Origin of the sequence: Lentzea sp. NPDC020367 (assembly GCF_044387305.1) — a bacterium.
Taxonomy (GTDB): domain Bacteria; phylum Actinomycetota; class Actinomycetes; order Mycobacteriales; family Pseudonocardiaceae; genus Lentzea.
This window is the reverse complement of sequence record NZ_JBIRVV010000010.1, coordinates 265,690-288,417: the sequence shown is the minus strand read 5'-3', so window position 1 is coordinate 288,417 and position 22,728 is coordinate 265,690. Positions and strand designations below refer to the sequence as shown.

Annotated in this window: 17 protein-coding genes; 8 read left to right on the top strand and 9 right to left on the bottom strand. The window is 70.2% G+C overall.

Annotated elements, in window-relative coordinates:
• Positions 1-91: 91 nt before the first annotated feature.
• The 3 genes from ACH413_RS34760 to ACH413_RS34750 form a co-directional block, all read right to left on the bottom strand.
• Positions 92-2,917: an MGH1-like glycoside hydrolase domain-containing protein gene (locus ACH413_RS34760; RefSeq protein ID WP_360045580.1), complete on the bottom strand. Its 2,826-nt coding sequence runs from the start codon at positions 2,915-2,917 to the stop codon at positions 92-94.
• Between the two features lie 264 nt (positions 2,918-3,181).
• Positions 3,182-4,714 (bottom strand): serine/threonine-protein kinase, encoded by a 1,533-nt coding sequence (locus ACH413_RS34755; protein WP_360045582.1) that lies wholly within the window; start codon positions 4,712-4,714, stop codon positions 3,182-3,184.
• Positions 4,715-4,936: 222 nt separating this feature from the next.
• Positions 4,937-7,417: a tetratricopeptide repeat protein gene (locus ACH413_RS34750; RefSeq protein ID WP_360045584.1), complete on the bottom strand. Its 2,481-nt coding sequence runs from the start codon at positions 7,415-7,417 to the stop codon at positions 4,937-4,939.
• A 142-nt stretch (positions 7,418-7,559) separates the two neighbouring features.
• On the opposite strand from ACH413_RS34750, the gene ACH413_RS34745 reads away from it, so the two are divergent.
• The 4 genes from ACH413_RS34745 to ACH413_RS34730 all read left to right on the top strand — a co-directional run bounded on the left by ACH413_RS34745 (position 7,560) and on the right by ACH413_RS34730 (position 10,354).
• Complete coding sequence (locus ACH413_RS34745; RefSeq protein ID WP_360045586.1) at positions 7,560-7,997, top strand: peptidase inhibitor family I36 protein; 438 nt, start codon at positions 7,560-7,562, stop codon at positions 7,995-7,997.
• 52 nt (positions 7,998-8,049) lie between these two features.
• Entirely contained in the window at positions 8,050-8,931 is an 882-nt protein-coding gene (locus tag ACH413_RS34740; protein WP_360045588.1) for a hypothetical protein, read from the top strand.
• A gap of 69 nt (positions 8,932-9,000) precedes the next feature.
• The gene (locus tag ACH413_RS34735; RefSeq protein WP_360045590.1) at positions 9,001-9,870 is read left to right on the top strand and encodes a peptidase inhibitor family I36 protein; all 870 of its coding nucleotides are present in this window, start codon (positions 9,001-9,003) and stop codon (positions 9,868-9,870) included.
• Between the two features lie 67 nt (positions 9,871-9,937).
• Complete coding sequence (locus ACH413_RS34730) at positions 9,938-10,354, top strand: DUF6892 domain-containing protein (RefSeq protein WP_360045592.1); 417 nt, start codon at positions 9,938-9,940, stop codon at positions 10,352-10,354.
• Between the two features lie 46 nt (positions 10,355-10,400).
• Here the strand turns inward: ACH413_RS34730 and ACH413_RS34725 are convergent, their stop codons facing one another.
• The 3 genes from ACH413_RS34725 to ACH413_RS34715 all read right to left on the bottom strand — a co-directional run bounded on the left by ACH413_RS34725 (position 10,401) and on the right by ACH413_RS34715 (position 12,881).
• The gene (locus tag ACH413_RS34725) at positions 10,401-11,351 is read right to left on the bottom strand and encodes an alpha/beta hydrolase (RefSeq protein ID WP_360045594.1); all 951 of its coding nucleotides are present in this window, start codon (positions 11,349-11,351) and stop codon (positions 10,401-10,403) included.
• Between the two features lie 29 nt (positions 11,352-11,380).
• Positions 11,381-12,316, bottom strand: a complete 936-nt coding sequence (locus ACH413_RS34720; protein ID WP_360045596.1) for an NADP-dependent oxidoreductase — start codon at positions 12,314-12,316, stop codon at positions 11,381-11,383.
• Positions 12,317-12,413: 97 nt separating this feature from the next.
• Entirely contained in the window at positions 12,414-12,881 is a 468-nt protein-coding gene (locus ACH413_RS34715; protein WP_360045598.1) for a cupin domain-containing protein, read from the bottom strand.
• Between the two features lie 167 nt (positions 12,882-13,048).
• On the opposite strand from ACH413_RS34715, the gene ACH413_RS34710 reads away from it, so the two are divergent.
• The gene (locus ACH413_RS34710) at positions 13,049-13,546 is read left to right on the top strand and encodes a MarR family transcriptional regulator (RefSeq protein WP_360045600.1); all 498 of its coding nucleotides are present in this window, start codon (positions 13,049-13,051) and stop codon (positions 13,544-13,546) included.
• Between the two features lie 2 nt (positions 13,547-13,548).
• On the opposite strand, the gene ACH413_RS34705 is transcribed toward ACH413_RS34710, so the two are convergent.
• The 3 genes from ACH413_RS34705 to ACH413_RS34695 form a co-directional block, all read right to left on the bottom strand.
• Positions 13,549-15,504 carry an ATP-binding protein gene (locus ACH413_RS34705; RefSeq protein WP_360045602.1) on the bottom strand — a complete coding sequence of 652 codons (1,956 nt, stop codon included), beginning with the start codon at positions 15,502-15,504 and terminating at the stop codon, positions 13,549-13,551.
• 28 nt (positions 15,505-15,532) lie between these two features.
• Positions 15,533-16,387 (bottom strand): helix-turn-helix domain-containing protein, encoded by an 855-nt coding sequence (locus ACH413_RS34700; RefSeq protein ID WP_360045604.1) that lies wholly within the window; start codon positions 16,385-16,387, stop codon positions 15,533-15,535.
• Positions 16,388-16,452: 65 nt separating this feature from the next.
• Entirely contained in the window at positions 16,453-20,007 is a 3,555-nt protein-coding gene (locus ACH413_RS34695) for a S8 family serine peptidase (RefSeq protein WP_360045606.1), read from the bottom strand.
• 121 nt (positions 20,008-20,128) lie between these two features.
• Between ACH413_RS34695 and ACH413_RS34690 the strand changes: the two genes are divergently transcribed.
• From ACH413_RS34690 to ACH413_RS34680, 3 genes are all read left to right on the top strand, one after another.
• Positions 20,129-20,629 (top strand): SigE family RNA polymerase sigma factor, encoded by a 501-nt coding sequence (locus tag ACH413_RS34690; protein ID WP_360045608.1) that lies wholly within the window; start codon positions 20,129-20,131, stop codon positions 20,627-20,629.
• Positions 20,629-21,702, top strand: coding sequence for a hypothetical protein (locus ACH413_RS34685; protein WP_360045610.1), 1,074 nt, complete (start codon positions 20,629-20,631; stop codon positions 21,700-21,702). Before ACH413_RS34690 ends, ACH413_RS34685 begins: the two co-directional genes overlap by 1 nt.
• 142 nt (positions 21,703-21,844) lie before the next feature.
• Positions 21,845-22,708: a class I SAM-dependent methyltransferase gene (locus tag ACH413_RS34680; protein ID WP_360045612.1), complete on the top strand. Its 864-nt coding sequence runs from the start codon at positions 21,845-21,847 to the stop codon at positions 22,706-22,708.
• The last annotated feature ends 20 nt before the right edge of the window (positions 22,709-22,728 follow it).

Sequence of the window (22,728 nt, the reverse complement as noted above, 5' to 3'; positions counted from 1 at the left end):
CATCGGAACAAGCAGGTTGAGCCGAGTCTCAACCTGCTTGTCCTGAGCACGCCTCAGCCGAGCACCAACCTCAGGTGTACTTCGACACGCGCTAGGGGGTCAGGTAACAGGACTTCGGCACACCGCTGAGCGGGTCGGCACCGAACGCCGTGGCGGTGCAGGGCGCCCCACTGGTGAAGGACCGGTAGACGAACGCACCTCGGGCACCGAACGCCACAGTGCGTTGTCCGCTGAACCCGCAGGTGCTTCCCTCTGCCGCGCACGACGTGCCGTAGCCAGGTGGGGCGCCTTCCCTTGTGTAGCAGGCCTTCGACTCACCGGGGATCGGGTCGCCGCCGAACGCCGCGTTCGAACAGGTCGTTGCACCGGAAGCGATGACCTGGCGGAACGCGCCGTAGGCACCGTAGGAGACCGGCTGGCCGCTGACCGTCGCGCAGGTCGCTCCTTCGCCCCCGCACCGGTTCCAGCCACCCGCGGGTGGACCATCTGGCGCGAGGTAACAGGCCTTGCCGACGTTCGCGATCGAATCGCCGAACACGCCGTTCGTGCACGGCGTGCTGGAGGTGAACACTCGCTGCACAAAGGCTCCGTTGGCGCCGTAGGCCACTGTCCTGCCGTATCCGGTGAAGGCGCAGGTGCCGTTCTCGCCCGCGCATTGGGCATATCCGGCCGGGCCGCCGAGCGGGGCGACGTAACAGGCCTTGACCCGGTTCTGGGCAGGGTCGCCGCCGAACGCGTCATTCGTGCAGTCGGTCGCCGAGGTCGCGGTCCTGAAGCTGTAGCCACCGGCTCCGTAGGCCACGCTGCGCGTGCCGCTGAAGGTGCATCGGCCCGATTCGTTCGCACAGTGCGTGAATCCGGCCGGAAGTTCAGCCGCAGCAGGAGGTTGTGGAGGGAGCGGGTTGCCGAGTCCAGAGGCTGTCACGTCGTAGGTGCCCGCGGCCACACCGGTCAGGTACACGTGGTCGGCGTCCTGGGAACCGCCGCCGATGCCGGGGCGCGGGGTGAAGGTCCCGTTGCGCCACACCTCCGCGCCGTTGACGGACACGGACACGTTCGTACCACTGAGCTTGGGGACACCGATCCGGCCGGTCGTGCCGCTGGGACTCGTGAGCCGGGCGGTGTAGGTGCCCGCAGCGGGGTCGCGCACCCAGGAAGCGTCGAGCTGTCCCTGAGGCAGGGTGATGCGTCCCTCCGCACTGGTCAGGTCGCCGGGGTGCGGGACGAACCGGTACTGGCCGACCTGGGGTTCCGGTGCGGTGCCGAGCACGTGGAACGTCAGCGCGGAGGTCGGGCCGCTCGACCAGCCGTGCGCCAGGCTCATGAACGAACCGCCGTAGGCGAAGCTGCCGTCGGCGTTCATGCCCTCCCAGAAGGTGCTCTTGGTGCCGATCGGACTGTCCAGCATGTAGCCCCAGGTGCGGCGGATCTGGTCGAGGGCGGTGAAGTCGTCGTTTGCGGTGAAGCGCGCGTGCACCTCCATGCCGCCGGTGAACGGGTGCACGCCGCCGCCCCACTCGGGTGTCGTCGCGCCGAGGGTGTTCCACCGGCTGCGGAGCCTGCTGATGATGGTGGTCGCCTTCGCTGAGGAGTCGGTCAGGCCGAACCAGACGGCCAGCGAGTTGCCGTCCTGCGGATACAGGGTGCTGGAGGGGTTGTCCCGGTACAGGCCCGCGTTCGGGTCCCAGAGCCGGGCGTTCGCGGCGGCTTTGAGCGCGGCGGCCCGGCCGGCGTAGCTGTCCGCGAGCGCGTTGTCGCCCTTGACCCGCGCGAGGGTGACGCCGCCGATGAGTGCGGCGTAGAGCAGCGCGTTCGCCTGGATGTTCTCGCCGCCCTGGCCACTGCGCGCCCAGTCCTGGGTCTGCGTCACGTTCAGCAGGTTGTTGCCACTGATCTTGGCGATGATGAACCGCATGCCGCGGGTGTAGTTCTCCCACACCGAGTCGAGCCAGGCCCGGTCGGCGGAGTAGTTGTAGTACAACGAGGTCCCGTACAGGGTCCAGGTGTGGTAGGTGTCGGAGCCCTTGAGGTTGAACGGCGGGCCGGACCACGGGATCTCACCGTTCCCGGCCTGCACGTTGTACATCGTGGACAGTGCGTTGCGCGTGGACTCCAGCTCGTGCATCGACGCGTAGGCGGTCGGGACCGCCAGGCCGAGGTCGCCCGGCCACACCGTCCGATCCCGCTTCGCGCCGTCGACCAGCACGCTGTTCCCGACGCCGACGGTCGCGCTGTTGTCCCATTCGGACGGTGGTGGCGGCCAGGCGCGGCCCTGGTTCGACGCGATGACGTTGGTCTGCACGGTGTACGCACCGGCGTACCAGATCCTGTTGAGCAGGTTGTCGCTGGAGTAGAAGTAGTTCGCGTAGGCGGCGGGGTTGGACTTGCCGGGCGCGGGCGTGAAGTTCAGCGAGACACCGGTGAGATCCACCCAGCCCGACGTGCGGAGGAAGATCGTCAGGTAGCGGAACCCGCCGCGCAGCCTCGGCGCCGGCATGACGTAGGTGCCGTCGGTCGTGGCGTTGCCGAAGATGGCGCGGTCCGGCTGGCCGCCGCTGCTGGCGTCACTGTCCCTGCCGACGTACTGCGAGGACTCGCTGAACGCCAGCCCCACCTGTTGCCCGCCACTGGTGGCACCGAAGGACAACGTCGCGATCCCGCCGACCTCCTTGCCGAAGTCCAGGGTGATCGACGAGTTCGTCCCGGAGATCCGGGTCGGAGCCCCGTTCAACACGTTCTGCGGGTTGGCCACCGACCCGGAGGTTCCCTGCACACCGGCAGGCCGCACGGTTCGGGACGTGGGCGACAGGGTGAGCGCCGCGATCGCGCCGGGTGGTGCTGCCACCGCGGCCAGTGCGGCGGGCAGGGCAGGTGGACCCTGGGCGGCGGACGACGGCGCACTGGCCAAGGCCAGCACCAGCAGAACACTGGCGGAAAAGGCTGTTCGACGTGATGGCGCGCGCATACAGCACCTCCTGAATCGGAGCGGGCTTGGCTGCGGCGGCCGTGCGGAACAGCTTGTAACGTTTCAATCGGGCCGAACACTAGAACTTCACGACGTTGTCGGTCAAGACGCGAACAACCGCGGCGGCGTTAGGCGTTCGGGTGCGTTGTCAACAAAGTTGGTCGGCACGGTCTTGCGGTGTTGAAACGTTACATCCGCTCCGCGCGGATCGCCGGCTCAGAACCCGATCGTGCAGTTCACGACGCTGTACTTGCCCGAGACCACGTCGCGCCACACGCGATTCCACGTGCCGCCCGCCTTGGCGCAGATCTCCGGAGCCTTCTTCCGCGCGTCGGCCTCGTCCGAGATCGCGCCGCCCGCGTCGATGTCCAGGGCGCGCTTGGTGGTCGGTTCGAACACGAAGGCGCAGGTCACCATGCTGTACTCACCTTCGGTCTGGCCGGGGGTGAACCACGCCACGTTGAACTTGCCGCCCACCTGCTCGCAGATGGCCGGCCCCTTCTCCTGTGCCTCGTCGTTCCCGAACAGTGGGCCGCCGGCGGGAATGGTCAGCAGGCGCGTCGTGGTCTGGACGCTGGACGACGGCGGGCTGGAGGACGGCGGGTTGGAGGACGGCGTGGCGACGGGCGTCGAGGAACCGGACGGCGTGGAGGCGGACGACGTCCAGGACCGGAGCTGCGGGTACAGAGTGACGATCAACGCGGCCACGGCGAGCAGGACGAGCGTCGCGACGGCCCCACCGCGCCACCCGCGGAGCGGGCGATGCGGTGGAGCCGCCGGGGGCTGAGCGTGCTCCGGCAGCAACCGGGTGCGTTGCGGTGGCACCGCTGGGACCGCTGAACTCATCTGCCTCGCCGGTGCGTTCGCGGCGGGGGGCGGGATGAGCTGTCGCGGGGTTGCCAGGGCGGCGCGTGCTGCCGCTGCCAGCGCTCCGGCGCTGGGGTGGCGGTGCCGGGGGTCCTTGGCCAGTGCGCGGGTGACGACGTCGTCGAGTCCGGGCGGAAGACCGGGGCGGATGGCGCTGGGGCGTGGCGGCGCGGTGTTGAGGTGGGCGAACATCATCGCCAGGTTGTTCTCGCACGGGAACGCGACTTGCCCGGTGAGGAGTTCGTGGAGCACGCAGCCCAGGGCGTAGATGTCGACGGCCCGCTGGAAGGCGTCCGCGGCCAGGACTGGTTGCAGGCGCTCGGGTGCCGTGTAGGCGGGGCTGCCGAGCGCGGCGTCGCCGGTGGCGGTGGTGTCGAGTGAACTGTGGACGATGCCGAAATCGATGAGATAGGCGAACTCGTCCGCGCCGACTCCGGCGACGATCACGTTGGAGGGCTTGACGTCGCGGTGAATCAGGTTCTCGGCGTGCGCGGCGTCGAGCGCCGCGCCGATCTGCCCGACGATGTGCACCGCGCGGGCAGGGGCCAGTGGCCCTTCCTGGCGGAGGAGGGAGCCCAGGTCGAGGCCGTCGACCATGCGCATGTCGATGAACAGCTGGCCGTTGATCTCGCCGAAGTCGTGGATCGGGATGATGTGCGGCTCACGCAGGCGGGCAGCCACTTGGGACTCACGCCGGAACCGGGCCTGGTAACCCGTGTCGGACGCCAGACCGACCGGCAGGAGCTTCACGGCGACGGTGCGCTCTTTGACGGTGTCGTAGGCCCGATAGACCTCGCCCATCCCACCGCGGCCCAGCAACGACTCCAGCCGGTACGGACCGAACATTCCGGTTGCCGAAGCGGAACTGCCGGGATCGATCACTGTGCAGACCCTCCGGGGGAGTCGCCATTCAGGCGGCGGATCCGGCCACACGCTACCAGTCGAGTGAATGACTCGTACTCGGAGCGTGACAACCGGTGCGAGAGAGGGCAAACAGGTGACGTCGTCGGGGTTGGCCACCGCGATGACGGCGGCGGGCGCGACTTTCTGGTCACGGAGCGTTCGTCCGGTGGTCGGCCATTTCGGTCCTGTTCGGAGGGCGGACTACGGCGCGGTGGCCAGCAATGCGCGCAGCGGCTCCGCTTCGGGCATTGCCAGCTGCGTGTACAACTCCACCGCCTGCTCGTAGTGCTCCCGCGAGCCGAGCGCGTGGCCGAGGCCCGTGTGGGCTCGTGCCTGCTGCTCGACGGAGCTGAGCTCGGTGGCCAGGGTCAGGGCCTCGGTGAGCAGGGCGACGTCGCCGGTGGCCTCTCCCAGCCCGTTGAGCACGTACAGTTCGCCGGTTCGATCGCCCAGTTCGCGGAACATCGCCAGCGCTCGCGTGTACTCCCGCACCGCCCGATCGCGCTTGCCCCACCGGGAGAAGAGCAGGCCGAAACCCTGCACGCACCACGCCTCGGCATCGACGTCGCCGCGGTGCCGGTAGATGTCCAGGGTCCTGGTGAAGTGCTCGAGCGCCGAGTCGTAGCGGCCCAGTTCGATCTCCACCGAGGCCAGGCCGTCGATCGCCCAGGCCTCACCGTCCACGTCGCCCATGTCCACGTACAGACGCTGGGCCCGTTCCAGGTGTCGCGCCGCCGACGAGTTGAGACCCAGCCGTTCTTCCGCCGCGCCGAGGTTGACCAGGGCGTGGGCCTCCACGGCCAGGTCGCCCGTGGCCTTGTTCAGTTCCAGCGCCCGGTAGTAGTGGTCGGCGGCCTCGCGGAACCGGCCGAGCCTGGTGTCCGTGACCCCGAGGAGGACCAGCGTGCGGACCTCGCCTTCGCGATCGTCGGTGGTGCGCAACAGTTCCGCGGCTTCCTCCAGGACGGGGACGGCGTCTTCCGGCCTGCCCAGTTCGAGCAGGGCAGCGGTCACGTCGTGGAGCGTTCTGGCGATCAGGACGGGGTCGCCGAGCGAGCGCGCGGCGGAGAGAGCCCAGGTGCTCATCGTCAGCGCGGTGCTCCAGCGGTCGCGGTTGAGGTGCCGGAACACCGTCAGCGACAGCTGCACCGCGTGCAGCGGTTCACCGACCTCGACGGACGTGATCAGCGCCGGATGTTCCGCCTCCAGCCACGTCAGGGCGGCGTCCGGGTCGGTGAGCTCGGGCGTCGCGGTCTTGGCGGCCTCCACCCGCGGACGGCGGTGGGCGTCCCCGGGGTAGCGGACGTCCATGGCCAGCGAGGCGGTGGCCAGGAGGTGACCGGCCAGGCTGCCGCGGGCGGCTTGCCGCACCGAGGGCGGGTCCTCGTCGGACGCCCGCTCGGCCGCGTACTCGCGCACCAGGTCGTGGAAGGAGTAGCGCCCTGACGCGCACTGGAGGAGGTGGTCGCGACGCAGGCCTTCCAGATGGACGCGGGTGTCGTCCAGGTCCTGGCCCGTCAGCGCGGCCGCGCCGTACTCGTCGAACTCGCCGGTCGGGTGCAGTGCGACCAGGCGCAGGACTCGCCGCCGGTCCTCCGGCAGCCGCTGGTACGAGGCGTCCAGCGCGAGGTGGACACCGTCGTCGAGCCGCTGCCGCCGATGCCGGTCGTCGAGGCGGTCCGCGTGGTCGGTGAGCGTCCAGCCCTCCACCGCGCGGATGTGCCCGACGATGAGGTTGAGCGCGAGCGGCAGGAAACCGCACCGTTCGGCGATGCGGGACAACGACTTCGGGTCGTTGCCCAGGGACAGGTGACCGACCGCGTGCTCCAGGAACGCGACCGCTTCGGCAGCGGTGAACACGGCCAGGTCGAGGCGGGTGACAGCGGGCAGGCCGGTCAGGCTGCGCCGGCTCGTGATGATCGCGACGCTGCCCGGCGCACCGGGCAGCAGATGCCGCACCTGCTCCTCGTCGGCGGCGTTGTCCAGCACCACGAGCACGCCCGCGGCCCGTTCGCGGTAGGCGCCGACCAGCGAGGGCAGGTCGTGGGGAACCTCGGTGCCAGGAACGCCGAGCAGCCTCAGAAACCCGTCCAGCACCGCGCTCGGATCCGCCGGCGGCTGTTTCGGGTCGAATCCCCGCAGGTCCACGAACAGCACGCGCGGATGCGCGGCGGCGAGCTGCGTCGCCGCCCGGAGCGCCAGCTGGGTCTTGCCCACCCCGGCCATGCCTTCGAGGGCGGAGATCACGACCGATCCGCCTGCCAGCGCCTCGTTCAGCCGCGCCAGCTCGGTCTCCCTGCCGACGAAATCCGGTTCCCCGCCGGGCAGTTCGTCGTGGACCCGCACCTGAGCGGCCATGACGATCTCGCCGGCCACCGCCCGCAACGCCTGCCGCCACTGGGCGACGTAGCCCTGGTCGGGGTGCAGTGCCCGCACGATCGCGATCACCAGGTCGGTGTTGAGGCGCTTGCGCCCGGACCGGAAGCAGTCGACCACCGTCGTCTTGCGCGCCATCTCGGCTTCCGGACGGCCTTCGCGCGCCCACTCGGCGTTGATGCCCGCGGTGATCCGCTCGTAGGAGGGCGCTCCCGCCCACACCTTCAACAACCGCAACCGTTCCACCAGGTCGTCGAGCGTCAGAGCCTGCCCGGGATCTGGCAGTGGAGCGGGTGCGGGGCACATGAACCCTCACCCTAGTGGCGCAGCGGTGCGCGGCGTTCGGATTCGGTCGGATTCAGCCGTCCGGTGCCGCCGGCTTGGCATCTTCGATCTCGACGGAGGGGCGCACGCCGCCTCTCCACACGAAGAGGGGAACGGCAACTCAATGAAGAAGATCGCATCCGTGCTCGCCGCCGTGGGGGTGGCCGCGGTCTCACTCGTCACGGCCGAAGGCATCGCGAACGCGGCCTGCACGTACGACCACGCCTGTATGTACTCCGAGAAGGACTTCAAGGGTCTCATTCGCGACGACGGGCTCAGCAGGCCGAACTGGGGCCAGGTCACCTACAAGAACTCCAGCATCGCGCTGTACCGCGGCGACGGCTCGCAGCAGAACGTCAGTTCCATGGAGAACAGGGACGAGAACTCGTACATCGCCGTCTACTACAACTCGAACTACACGGGTCCGTGCTTCCGGATCAAGCCGAACGGCAGGGTGTGGAACTTCCAGGACGTCAAGTTGTCCAACGGCGACGCCAACGACCGGATGAACTCGCACAAGTTCAACCCGAGCAACTGCCAGACGGGCACCATCCACGGCTGATCAGCGGCGGTGCCCCGTCACCGGCGGGGCACCGCATCGCCCAGGGGGAACTGTGAAACGAGCACACGCGATCTGGCTGATCACCGCCGCCGTGGTCGCGGCGGCCGGCACGATCACGCTGGTCGACCGGAACGAGGTCGCCGCCGCGCCGCCGCCGGTCGGCGAAGTGCGGCCGGTGCACTCCGGCAAGGACATCGTCCTGCCGCTCGACCGCTACCAGCACTCGCCTGCCGACCTGACCACGATCGACCGCGCCACCGCCGTGCTGGCGCGGAAGTGCCTGAGCGGTTTCGGCCAGACCTGGGCGCCACCCGACCCGCCTCCGGTGCCCGAGAGCACCGGGTCCTCCCGGTACGGCCTCATGGACAGCGACCAGGCCTCCAAGTCGGGCTACCACCCGGCGGAAAGCGCGCCACGGCAGCCGGAAGGCCGGCCGGCGGCCCCGCCCGAAGCGATGATGATCTACACCGGCAAGGGCACGACGTCCATCGGCGGCAAACGCATTCCCGAGGACGGCTGTCTGGGCCAGGCACGCCGCGAGCTGGAACAAGGGGTGCCCGCGGCGCTCCAGGCCGCCGAACTCATCCGCATCGACCAGGAGATGTTCGAGCAGGCGCAACGAGACGACCGAGTGCAGCGAGCGATGGCGAACTGGCGCAAGTGCATGTCGGAGTCCGGCTACGACTACACCGACGTGTGGGCGGCCAACAACGACATCCGCTGGGAGTCGGAAACGCCGCTGCCGGTCGAGATCGACACCGCCAAGACGGACGTGACCTGCCGTCAGCGCACCGGGCTCGTCGACACCTGGCTCGCCGTCGAGACCGCGTACCAACGCCAGGCCATCGCGGAGCGGGCGGAGCGGTTCGACGCGCTCGATCGCGGGATGAAAGTCCGCCTCGACAACGCGACCGAGGTGCTCGCGACCGGCTGAGCGAGTTTCTCGGGCAGTCGCACCTGTCCGCCCGAAAGAGCAAGTCCGACCGAGGAAACAGGAGATCTCGTGAGGTTGTTCCAGAGAGTCACCGTCGCGGCGTTGACGGGTGCGCTGATCAGCGTGTCCTTCGGCGCGGCCACAGCGTCCGCGGCGACGGCCCGCAACGGGGTCTGCGAGGCAGGCGAGTTCTGCCTGTACTACAACAGCGACCACGCGGGCTCGGTGTCCGACTTCACCACGTCGGTTCCCGACTACGGCGACGAACAGCCGAGCTGCTACGACTTCAAGGGCGCCGGCGCCGGCCAGGGCCTGTGCGTGAAGAACGAGGCCGCCGCTGCCTGGAACCGCACCAGCAGCCCGGTCACGGTGTACTACAACAGCGAGTACGGCGGTGCCAAACAGACCATCGCGGCAAACGGCAAGGTCAACCTGGACGCGAGCCTCAAGAACGAGAACGCCTCGCACCGGCTCAACGACAACGGGTCCGGCGGCGGTGGCGGCGCGACCTACGCGGCACCGCCGAACAACCCGCACCCGTCGGCGACCAGCCGGGCGCCCAGCGCGACGGCCCGCACCCAGTTCGTCGACGACCAGATCGCGCGACTGACCGGCGAGAAGCACTGCTCGGTGGGCGCCTACCGCCCCGGCCAGCCTTCGACGAGCAACCACAACACCGGCAACGCGCTCGACTGCACGATCTCGAACGCGATCGGCTCCTACCCGTCCGAGGCGCAGAAGGCTCAGGGCTGGAAGCTGGCGTACTGGCTGCAGAAGTACGCCGCCGCGCTCGACGTCCGGTACGTGATCTGGCAGGGCAAGATCTGGAGTGTGGCCCGTGCGTCCGAGGGCTGGCGCACGTACACCGGCGGGTCCGGTGTGACCGGCGGTCACTACGACCACGTGCACGTGTCCGTTCAGAACCCCCACGGCGACTGATCGGCACGGCACGCTGACCGTACAGGCGGCGAAGCTGCGATAGCTTCGCCGCCTATACGGTTCGGGTATGAGCCAGCCGATTCCGTTCGCCGACGCCAACTTCAAGCTCGCCGTCGTCCAGGAACTGATGTACAGCCAGGACCTTCTGCCGAGGTTCGACCTGCGCGAGTACGCCGCCGAGCAGGGTTTCAGCTACGACGACGGGAGTGTCGCGGCAGTGCCGGAGGCTCTGGCCTACTTCGAGGCGCTCGAGGTCCCCGTCGAGCTCGCGGAGAAGATCACCGAGATCGAGATGGACGGCGGCAACGAGATCTACCTCGAGATCGCGCCGAACTGGGACGGCGAGGACGGGCTGTTCGACGTCGACGAGTTCGCCGACCTGCGGCACTTTCCCAACCTGAAGTCGATGACGCTGTTCTACACGGGCAACGAGGAGGCGCTGGAGACGCTGCGTGCCCGCGGAATCGAGGCGGACTGGCTCTGAACCCGCGCCTCGGTGACGGCGGTAGCAGGTCGACGCGCGCGCGACGTTAGATCGACCTGAGGACGCGGACGCGATCGGCGATGGCGCGCCGGGCCACGTCGGAGTCGAAGGCGATCGAGTCGAACTCGTGCGGTGCGCCGGGGTGCAGGTGGAACTCGACCGGTACGCCGGCGCGGCTGAGCGTCGTCGCGTAGGCCAGGTCCTCGTCGCGGAACACGTCGAGCTGGCCGACCTCGATGTAGGCCGCCGGCAGGCCGGTCGCGTCCTTCAGCCTGGCGGGTGCCGCGGTCGCAGGGACGTCGGGGCCGCCGGCGGCGTCGCCGAGCAGGGCGGGCCATGCCGTGAGGTTGTCGTCGTAGGACCACAACGCGTACGGCGCGACGTGCGGGTCGACCTCGGTGGTGCGGTCGTCGAGCATCGGCATGATCAGGATCTGCCTCGCGATGGCGGGGCCGCCGCGGTCGCGGGCGAGGATCGACAGCGCCGCCGCCATCCCGCCCCCGGCGCTGTCGCCCATGACGCCGATCCGTGCGGGGTCGACGCCCAGTTCGACGGCGTGGTCGTGCAGCCAGCGCAGCGCCGTGAAGGCGTCTTCCAGCGGGGTGGGGAAGGGGTGTTCGGGCGCTCGGCGGTACTCGACGGACAGCATCGGCACGCCGCTCGCGGACACGTACCGGGAGACCGGGCCGTCGAACAGGTCGATGTGGCCGAAGATGTACCCGCCGCCGTGGAAGAACAGCACGGCGGAGCCTGGGGTCGCGCCTTCCTTGGTGTACCAGCGCAACGTGATCTGCGCGCCGTCGCCGGTCGTGGCGTGGTGGTCGGTGGTGGTCACGTCGGCCGGGATCGGCTGGGCCGTCCCGGCGGCGCCGATGATCGGCTCCCACATCGCCCTGCGCGCCTCGACGTCGCCGACGGCCGGAGGGGTGGCTGCCGCCATCGCGCCAGCCATCGGGGCCAGTGCGGTGGCGATCTCGGGATCCAGCCCGAGTGACATGGTCTTTCTCCTGTCAGGTGAAGGGGGTGTCAGACGACGAAGACGACCTTGCCGCGGACCTCGCCCGAGGCGGCCTGGACGTGGATCGCCGGCAGTTCGGTCAGCGGTACCCGCTGCTCGACGTCGACCCGCAGGTCGCCGGAGTCGGCCAGTGCCACGAGCTTCGCGAGCTGCTCGGCGTCGCTGCGGACGTAGAGGTTGACGCCGCGCACGCCGCGTTCCGCGTCGGTCGGCGCGGGCATCCAGATCGTCGTGTTGACGACGGCTCCGCCATCGCGGACCAGCGAGGGCAGCGCAGCCAGTATCGCCGGGTCGACCGGCGCGAGGTTGAGCACGAGGTCGACCTGCTCGGTCACCGCTGACAGCACGTCGGTGGTGGTGTGGTCGACGACCTCGTCGGCGCCGGCGGTCCTCACGGCCTCGGCGCTGCGCGGGCTGGCCGTGGCGATCACGTGCGCACCGGCCTGCTTCGCCAGCTGGACGGCGTAGCCGCCGACCGGTCCGCCCGCGCCGTTGACCAGCACGCGCTGCCCGGCCTTCAGCTGACCGTGGTCGAAGAGCGCCTGGTAGGCGGTGAGGCCGACCAACGGCAACGCGGCGGCGTCGGCCAGCGGGATGCCCTTGGGCGCCGCGGTGAGGGCGGCGGCCGGTGCGATGACGTACTCGGCCGCCGCGCCGGGCTTGGTCATCGGGAGGAAGCCGACGACCTCGTCGCCGACCGCGAGGCGCTCGACGCCCTCGCCCAGCGCGTCGACCGTGCCGGCCACGTCGAGGCCGGGGGTGTGCGGGAGCTCGACCGGGATCGGGCCCTGCATGACGCCCAGGCGGATGTTGCCCTCGACGGGGTTGAACGTCGTCGCCGTGACGCGGACCAGGACCTCACCGGTCGCGGGAACCGGCTGCTCGACGTCCTCGTACCGCAGGACCTCCGGGCCGCCGAACTCGTGGAAACGCACTGCCTTCATGATCGCTCTCCCTCAGTTTTGCTTCGAACTTGAAGCAACTGGGACCGACAGTAGACCTGCTTCGAATTCGAAGCAAAGTGACGTGCGGCACGTGGGGTCAGCGCGGAGCGCCGAGCACGACGTTGCCGGAGATCTCGGCGGCTTCGGCCAGCAGCGACTGCGGGATCTCGAACCCGTCGGGGCGCGGTTCGCGCAGGTCGCGACCCGCGTGGCGGAACATCTTCTCCAGCCCGCCCGGCGTCGAGATGAGCAGCAGGTCGGCCCTCTCGGAGGTGATCCGGTAGCTGTGCGGGACGCGGCGGGGCAGGAAGACGATTCCGCCCTCGCGCAGTTCGTGCTCCTCGTCGCCGGCCCACACGAGCGCGGAGCCGGAGAGCAGGAGGAAGACCTCGTCCTCGTTGTTGTGCATGTGCCACGGCGGCGCTTCACCGAGGCCGGCGTCGAAACGGCCGACAGTCAACTGGCCTCCGGTCGCCTCGGCGTCGAGCAGGACGCTGAACACGCTCCCGCCGATCCATTCGAGCTGTTGCTGGTCCTCTCGCTGGGCGAGGTGGGGGATGCTCAAGGTCGTCCTCGGTTCGGTGGGACGGCGGCGCCGTCCTCTTGTCTGGAGACCCTGGTGTGCACCGCTGCCCGGCCACCAGGTCCTGCGGTGCTCACCTGTGTCCAGCGCTGCTCACCTCACGCGGTTCCCCGAGCGCTCCTTCGAATTCGAAGCAGTAGGCTGCGACCATGCCCGACTCACCGCCGTCGCTCGACCCCGTCCAGCTCGGCGCCTACTTCGCCCTCGTCGAGGTGACCAGCCTGCTGCGCCACGCGGTCGAGCAGCAGCTGAAGGAAGCCGGCGACCTGAGCTACGTGCAGTTCCAGCTGCTGGCGCGGCTCGGCGACTCGCCGACGGGCAGCCACCGCATGACCGACCTGGCCGACGGCGTCGTCTACAGCCGCAGCGGCCTGACCTACCAGGTGGGACTGCTGGAGAAGGCCGGCCTGGCCGAACGCACGCCGTCCGCCGAGGACGAGCGGAGCGTCACCGTCACCATCACCGAAGCCGGGCGCACGCTGCTCGCGGCGGTGCTGCCTGGGCACGTCGAGATCGTCAGCGGGCTGCTCTTCGAACCGCTCTCGCGCGAGGACGTCCAGACCCTCGCCGGACTGCTGGCGCCGGTGCGCGACCACATGCGGTCGACGCCGCCGCGTTCGGCAGCGCCTCGCCGCCGCAAGAGCTGACGTCACCTGGCCAGGAGGTGCTCGACGAGCCGCTCCTTGGCCAGGGCGAGGTGGCGCCGGTAGGTGCCGTACGGCACGCCCAGCCGTCGCGCGGTCGCCTTGTGGGTGCCCGACGCCGCGATGTAGGTGGCGGTGAGGGCGTCGTGGGCCTTGACGCCGGCGGGATCGACCCGCAGGGCGTCGAGGGCCGCCGTGATGGCTTCGCGCAGGTCCGCGACGGGATCGGCGGATTCCGGTGACACCAGGTGCGACCGCAGCAGCACGCTGGTCGCGAACTCGCGCGGAGCACGCCAGGTGCGCAGTGCCTCGAGCACACCCTCCTCGAACTCCTTGCGCGGCAAGGGATCGGCTGGTGCCGGGCCCCACGAGGCGACGGGTGTGGAGGCACGGGCCCTGTCCTCGATCCACCGCTCCACGGGCTGCCGTCGCCAGTCCCTGCCGAAGACGTGCTGGCGGAGCCCGTCGACCTCCACCGCCACCACCTCGTGCAACCCGGCGGCGGTGAGGTGCTGCCGCCACCGTTCGGCGTCCTGGAAGACGGTGAAGGTCATCGCCCGTCCCGGGGTCCGCATCTCGGTCGCGACGGTGCGCCGGCCGACGAGGTCCATCAGCGGCGAGGGCCGTTGGTGCCCGCCGGACTGCACCGCGAACCGGCGGATGCCCCAGTGTTCGCCCTGGCGCAGGGGAGCGGCCGCCTCGACGTGCTCCCACAGCGCCGCGATCACCGGGTCGGCGGAGAGGTCGTCCGGCGAAGGCACTCTCAACCGGAGAACGGCCATGTACCCCAGCAGCCTGCCCGCGGAGCGGTAGACGCGAAAGCCCTCCGGCTGGCGCTGGATCCAGTGCGCGACAGCGGACTCCCCGGCCATGCCGAGGACTTCGGGCACGTCGGCGGGAGCAAGAGGCGTGTCCTCGACGTGGGGATGGGCTTGCCAGTCGTACAGGTCGTGCGAGCCCGCCTGGTCGCGGAGGAGGAACATCCACTCCGCGACGCGCAGCAGTGCGTCGTCCTCGGCGGCCCGGCGCACCGCGCTCAGGCAGGCGGCCGAGATGCGCGTGCGGACCTCCTGAAAGCGCTCGGGGTCCCGCCACCGCAGATCGGCCGTGAGCGCGGATCGCACCGCGTCGTGAGGGTGCAGCCCTTGGGGAGTGGTCTCGACGTAGGGCTGTCGGCGCAGCCAGGAGAACGCCGTCGCGGCATCGTCGGCACCGAGCACCGCGCGCAGCAGTTCCTCACGCGTGACGTGTGCCTGCGCGAGTACGTCGAGCGCGCGCCGGTGCAGACCGCCCGGGACATCGCCCACCAGCCGCTCCACCAAGGTGGTCAGGACGTCACCGGTGGGGTCCGCGACCGCGGCCGGTGACGAGGCGGCGAGGGAGAGGACGAGCGGGTTGCCGCCCGCGAACGCGACGATGGCGGCGCGGTCGTCCGGTGCGACGTTCCGTGCCGCGAGGAGAGATCCGGACAGGGCGGCGTCGAGCGGTCGCACGGCCAGTTCGGTGAACAGCTGCGCCCAGCCGGGATCGGTCACCCACCCGGAGTCGGGGGCGATCCTGCTCGCGAGCACGACGATCGCCCCGGCCGCGATCCTGGGCAGGAAGGTGTCGCGCAGCCACGGTTCGAGCTGCTGGGCCTGCTCGAAGGTGTCGATGAGGAGCACCGCGCCGGGCTCGACGCACGCCGCCGCTGCGGCCACCTCCAGCCGGCCCGGATCCGCGCCGAGAAACCGCGCGTCGACCTGGACGACCTCGCGACCGGTGAGTTCCGCCCGCGCGGCGGCGTAGCGCAACAGCGAGGACTTGCCGATGCCGCCGGGACCGTGGACGTACGCCACGACCGGGGCGTCGGCCGCCCCGGCCAGCATCCGGTCGAGCACCGACTGCTCGAAGTCCCTGCCCACCAGCGTTCCCGCTCGCGCCGTGGTCAGCCGGTCCGCCAGGTCCGAGTTGATCGACATGGCCCCAGGATCGCCGACCGCCGACCGGTCAGCCAGGGTCTGCTTGTCCCACCCTGATGACGGCAGGCCCGGAGGAGGCGCGGACGACCTCGTCCAGCCGTCCCGCGTCGGCCGAACCCGGTGCGGTGGTGAGCACCATCGCCTGGAGGTCGTCGCCGGGCACCTGCAGCAAAGTGCCGTCGAGCGCGATGTCACCCACGCCCGCATGGCGGAACACGGCTCGATTCCCGTAGTCGGCAACGGTTCTCGGCGCACGCCACAGGGTGTCGAACGAGCGGCTCGTGGTCCGCAGCTCGTCGACGAGCTCCGCGAGCGGCTCGTCGCCGGGGTAGCGCAGGGACGTGCTGTGCAGCCGGGAGGCGAGCATCGTCCGGAACGCGGCCGCGTGGTCGTCATCGCGGCTGATCTCGCGGTGGGCGTGGGAGAACGTGCGCCACGCGACGTTCCAGTCCCTGGCCTTCCGGTTCGACGCTCCCGCTCCGAGCGCCATCCAGGCACTGTTGACGGCGACGACGTTCCACGCCGCGTCCGTCAGGAAAGCGGGGGTGCCGGCGAACCGCTCGAGCAACCGCATCGCGGAGGACCCGGCCGCGCGCGGCACCAGCCCGTCCACCGCGGCGTACCCGGCCAGCGCGCAAAGCCGCTCGTACTCGGCCGGCCTCACGCGCAACGCACGGGCGATCGCGTTCACCACGGCGGCCGACGGGTGGCGGCGGCCCTGTTCGAGCCGCCGCACGTAGTCCGCCGACACCCCGGCCAGCTCCGCGAGCTCTTCCCGCCGCACACCACGAGCTCGCCGGCTGCCGGGCGGCATCCCGATCGCGGCGGGTTCCGTGTTCTCGCGCAACCGGCGCACCTCCGCGCCGAGATCCCGCAACGTCATGACGCAAGTGTCCCTTGTGGAGCAAATGCGTCACGCACGGGCCACTCGGTGATGCGGTCCTGCGGTCAGTTCACCTGGTAGGCCCTGATGACCGTCTGGGTCACGGTGTTGCCGTCCTGGTCCGCTGCGTTCGCGCGCAGTGACACGAAACCGGACGCCGGGTTCTGGATGACCGCCACCCAGGTGCCGTTCACGCGTAGCACCGGCACCCGCTGCCAGGTCTGCCCTTCGTTGCGGGACACCTCTACCTGCTTCGGCTCGGCCTTGCCTCCCGGTGCGCCCGGCTGGCGGTCCACCCGCAGCGGTACCGAGAACAGCGCGTTGCGGGGCGCGCGGTTCGTCAGGTCGAGTTCGGGGTCGAAACCGATCGTCAGCAACGGCAGTGGTGTGGCGGCGGTGGTGTGCCCCGACCGGAAGCCCCATTCCGCGCTGACCTTTGTGGACAGCGGCCAGCCCTGGTCGTTTCGGCTCGCCTCGGCGGTGAGCCGGTAGTTCGCCGCGCCCGCGGGCACCGTGAACTGCCCGCTGCCGGGCCGGCCGCTGCGGGCGATCTCCTTGCCGTCGACGTAGAGCACGGTGTCGCCGGTGTCGTTGGAACCGGGGAACCCGGAGTGGCCGGCGGAGTCGGAGAACAGCGGCAGACGGGTGTTGATCTTCTCGCCCGCGCGGTAAGCCAGGTGCGGTTCGGTCGAGAAGAAGCCCACCGACCCGGTGACACCCGGCCCGATCACGGCCTTGCCCCAGTCCACAGTGGCCTTGTCACCGGGCTTGAAGGTTCGCTTGGCCGCCGCGTAGTCCTGCGCGGTACCGCCCACCGGCACGCTCACGGAGTTCGCCCACGTGGCGGGGGAGTAGTACTCGGTCCGCTGCAGGGGAAGCGGGGTCGGCGTCGACTCCAGCGCGCCCTCCAGTTCGTACTTCCCGTCGGTGGCGAACATCGACGCGTAGCCCACACCGTCCACCGGTGCCCGGTAGGTCGTCTTCACCGTGGCCAGATCGCTGTTGCGCGGCCGGTAGGTCACGTTCGCCGGAACGTCCCCGTAGCTGGGGAACACCAGTTCGTACCGGTACGGGCTCACGGGCAGGCCGGTCAGCGTCACCGACGCGTTCGGTGACTTCGCCAGCCGAGCGCCCTCGGGGCCGAACGCGGCTGTCAACGGGAGTGGCGGTGCCTCCATCAACCGCACGGGGCTGCCGGAGAAGTGGAACAGCGCGGAGTTCGCGCCCGCCTCGGCGATGGCACGCACCCGCGGGCTGAACTCGAGGCCCTCGCCGTTGCCCAGGGTAAACACCGCGAGTTTGCCCTTGAGGTCGGCCGCGGCGATCTCACCGGGTGTGGCGTGCCCAACGTCCACAGCGGACAGCGCACGGGTGTCGGTCGTCCGTGGCGAGCCCGGCACCCACTCCACGGGGACCTCGAACGCCTCGGGCCTGTCGACCGTCAGCCGGACCTGGGGCCGTTCGAGCTTCATCCGGTCGAAGTACCGGAATTCCTTGGTGTGCTTGGAGGTGGGCACGGCGTAGTCGTCGTGGTCCGACATGCTGTAGTAGCCCACTCCACGTGCTCCGGTGTCGACGACCATCCCGTTCGTCCAGGAGAACGGGCGGGCGTCCTTCTCGTCGGTCTGCACGGTCACCTTCTTGCTGTTCCTGGCATCCAGTGTGACCACGGTGTCCTTGTGCAGGTCGACTTCCGGGTCGGCCACTCTGGTGCTCGTCGGCAGGGGCCGGCCGGGCACCGCGGTCTGGATCGTGCCCAGCACGGCGTAGCGTCCCGCAGGCAGTCGCACGGTGCTGTTGTTCCCCACCAGGTCGAAATCGTCCTGGCCGGTGCCCAGCGCGACCCAGATCGCGCTCGCCAACAGTCCGTCGGCCGGGGCGGCGCCGTTCTGGTCGACGAGCTTCGTCGTCAGGTCGTAGCTTTCCGGTTCCTTGTACGCACCGACCGGCGTCTGGATCACCGTGTCGCCGCTCCTGGCGACGAGCCTGCCGCCGTGGACACCGATCTGGGCGGCGGAGTGGTCGAAGGTGACCGTCACCGCGGCCTCGCCGTTGGCGGGCACCACGACCTGGTCGACGTTCGTGCGGAACGCCGGGACGTCCGTGCTCAGCTGGAGCGAGACCGGTGTGCCGCCGGTGTTGCGGTACGTGATCTGCTTGGTCGGCGCGGGCTGGTTGTGCGGCCACCGCACGAACCCGAGGCTCAGGCTCCCGGTGCCGGGGATGATCGTCTGCCTGGACGCCCGGCCCACGTCGAGCCGGCCGGCGCCCTGCTGGTAGATCGTGGCGTCGATCGGGGTCGCGCTGCCCATCAGCGCGGCCTTGATCTGCCGGCCGGTCCAGTCCGGATGCTGCGCCGCCAGGATCGCCGCGGCACCGGCCACGTGCGGCGTCGCCATGGAGGTGCCGCTCAGCCGGGCGTGGTGCTCGTCGACAGCTCGGTCGGCGAGCGTGCCCTCGGCCCGTGCGGCCACGATGTCCTCACCGGGCGCGGAGATGTCGGGTTTGACGGCGTAGTCCTTGAACCGCGGTCCGGGCTGCGAGAACCTGCTGTACCCGTCCTGCTTGTTCACACTGGCCACGGCCAGTGCGGCGTCCGCCGAGGCCGGGCTCGCGACCGGCCTGCTCTGGCCGTCGTTGCCGGCCGCGACCACGAACAACGTGCCCTTCTCGGCCGAGAGCCGGTTGACCGCGATCTCCAGCGGGTTGCTGACGCCGTCACCGGACCCGCCACCGAGACTCATGTTCACGACGTCGGCGCCGCTGTCCGCGGCCCACTGCATGCCCGCGAGGATCGCGTCGAACGGGCAGCCACCCGTCTGGCAGACCTTGCCGATCAGCAGGTCCGCGCCCTTGGCGACGCCGGTGTACTTGGCGCCGCGGCCGGCGACGGTCGAGGCGACGTGCGTGCCGTGCCCCACGTTGTCGACGATGCCCTCCCCGGTGAAGTCCTTCTCTCCCTTCACGATCCCGGCCAGGTCGGGGTGCTTCGGGTCGTAGCCGGTGTCGAGGACCGCGACGGTCGCGCCCGCGCCGGTGTGCCCGGCCTGCCAGGCGGCCGGCGCACCGACCTGCGGCACGCTCACGTCCAGTGATGGATGAACCTTGCCGTTGAGCCAGATCTTGCCCACGTCGGCCTTGTTGAACAGTTCCGCGGCCTTGTTCTTCGGCGTGGCCACCGCGGAGAGCCCGACCGCCGGCAGTTCCCGCGTGATCCTGCCGAGCGTCCGTGCGCCCGCGGACTCGACCAGCAGCGGGATCTCGGGCGTGTGGGCGTCGTCGTAGCCCAGGTCGATCAGGCCGGTCACGTCGAACAGCTCGCGATCCAGTTTTCCAGCGCGGATCAGCGGCTCGGCGATCGATGGGATCACCGTGACGCCGTTGGCGCTGACCGACTTGATGAACCGCACCGGCCCGAGCCGGGCGGCCGGCTGGATCTTCGCGTCCCAGGAGCCGTCCTTCCTGGTCACGGTCACCTTGTCGCCGGTGATCAGCGTGACCGTCCTGGGCGCCTCGACCGGCGCCGGTGTGGTGGGTTGTCGCGCCGCCGCCGGTGAGACGGCCAGGCCGCTGGCCACCACGGCGAAGACCGCCGCGTGGATGAAACCGCGTTTGCGCACAGATCGCCCCTTGTGACGTCGTCCGGTACTTCCCCTCGCCTCTATGACTCGTGGAGTGGATCAACCTGTTTATTCGGGAAGCAGGTAAACGGTTCGCCGCCGGCGTGAGTCTTCAAGAGTGATGGCTGACTACGACGACTTCGCCCGAGCGCAACTGCCGCGGTTGCTGCGCTACGCGACGATGCTCACCGGCGAGCGGGAACAGGCCGCTGATCTGGTGCAGGACGTGCTGGTCAAGATGTACCGGCACTGGTCCCGGATCAGCGGCACGGATCACCCCGAGCGGTACGTGCTGCGGATGGTGACCAACGGCTACCTGTCCTGGCGACATAGCTGGTCCGCACGTGTGATCACGCCGGGTGACCTCCCCGACGAGGCACGGGCGGACGATTTCGCGTCGGACCACGCCGCGCGCGAGGACATGTGGCAGCGCCTGGCGCGGCTGCCCAAGCGCCAGCGGGCCGTGGTGGTGCTGCGGTACTACGAGCAGCTGCCCGATTCCGAGATCGCCGGGCTGCTCGGCTGCGCCCAGGCCACCGTCCGGGCACACGCCCACAAGGCATTGGCGGCACTGCGAAACGGCTTGGCCATCGAGCAGATGGCAGAGGCCAGGGAGACGTGATGAACATCGAGAACCTGATCAAGGACACCTTCACGGCGCGCGAACACGACGCGCCCGACAGCGATGCGGTTCTCGCCGCGGCGCGCCGGCGCATCGACAGCAGGCGCTCCGGGCTGAGCCGGCCGCTGGCGGTCGCCGCCGGGGCGACCGTGCTGACCCTCGGCGCGGTCACCGCCGTGGCGCTGAACCGGCCGGAACCCGTGGAGCAGTCCCAGACGGTCGCCACCGCCAACGGATCTCAAGGCGGCCAGACCCAGGCCCCTGCCGGCCAGGCCGCCGCGGGGCTGCAGATGCCCTACTCCCTCGGCTGGCTCCCACCGGGCACGGTCGCCTACCGGGCGCAACGGATCAACATCGGGTCCAGCGCGGAAGACCCTGGCACGCCCCTGTACGGCGGCGAGTACATGCTGACCGTCACGGCAGACGGTCAGGTCCTGCAGGTCGGCGTCCAGCAGTTCCGGATGGTGTCGGTGGACGAGGCGATGTTCAAGTCGGGTCCAGGCGCGCCCGTGACGATCAAAGGCCGGCGCGGGGTCGAGAGTTCGGTGTCCACCGGGCCAGGTGGGTACGAGCTGTACGTCGAGCACCCCGACGGCGGTTCGATGTACGTGCACGTGTCCGCCGAGCACGGCAGCACCGCGCCCGCACAGCAACTCGTCGACGCCGGCCGCCGGATCGCGGAGAACATCCAGTTCCCGGGCACGACGACCGTGACCCCGGCGTTCGGCCTGCGCGACCTGCCCGACGGGATGCGGATCTGCGCCTTCGAGGTCGCACAGAGCCTCGACCGGGCCCCGGTCGCGCAGGGGAGCAAGCCCGGGACCACCACGAACTACTCGCTGGGCACGTGCGCCGTCCCGCCGACGGTCTTCGTCAACAGCGCTGTCGCCGGCGAACCGGCCGGCACACCGGGACAACCCGTTCAGGGCCACGCGACACGTTACGTCGACGACAACGGCTACCACCGGTTGTGGGTCCTCGACGCGATCGGGGGAGCCCCGCTCTTCATCGCCGGCCAGGTGCCCGAGGCCGACCTGTACGACATCGCCAACCGGCTCGTCCTGCCGCGCTGACCGCGGCTCGAACAGGGGTGAACCAGAACCTGTCGCCGTTCAACTGGGGGCTACAGGTTCTGGGTTACCGGGATGTGGACGCGGTGACGTCGACGCCGGCTCGGCTGGGTCTTGACCGCACTTCGTGAGTAGCGTCGTGACCATGGAGAACGGCGGACCCAGCCGGACGGCGCTTGTCACCGCGTACGCCCGCGCCTACCACCAGATCGTTGACCGGCCACGGATCTTCACCGACCCCCTCGCGGCACGTCTGCTCGGCCATGCCGAGGACGAACTGCCGAGCCTGGGCACGGCTGCGACCGATCGCCTCGGCGGCGCCGTGACGGACCGGCGCCGCCGCCTGGTCTTCGCCACCAGGGCTCGTTTCGCCGAGGACACCGTGGCCGCGGCCGTCACCGCCGGTGTGCGGCAGGTCGTGATCCTGGGCGCGGGCCTGGACACCTTCGCCTACCGCAATCCGCGCCGTGATGTGCGCGTCTTCGAGGTCGACCACCCCGCCACCCAGGCGTGGAAGCGAGAACGCCTCGCCACGACCGGAATCGACAGTCCCGACACGCTGACCTTCGTGCCGGTCGACTTCGAAACCCAAGCGCTGGCAACGGAACTCGAAGCCGCCGGGTTCAGCCGGACGGACCCGGCCGTGTTCGTGTGGCTGGGCGTCGTCTACTACCTGACCCCCGACGCCGCCCACGCCACCCTCGCCTACATCGCCGGTCAGGCCCAGCCGGTCGAGGTGGTCTTCGACTACCTGCGGTCTGCGACCACCGACGCGGAACGCGTCCACCAGCGCGCCCGTGCCGATCGGCTGGCCGCCGTCGGCGAACCCCTGTTCAGCTACTTCACTCCCGACGGCATCGCCGCGCGGTTGCGCGCTCTCGGGTTCACCGATGTCGAGGACCACTCCGCTCCCGACCTGGTCGCCGGTTACCTCGGCGGATCCGCGGAGGTCGAGGGCGAACCACCCCCGGCGCTGCACGCGATCCGCGTGCTGCGCGCGAGCCGCTGAGGACGCCTGGGGTGCCGGCA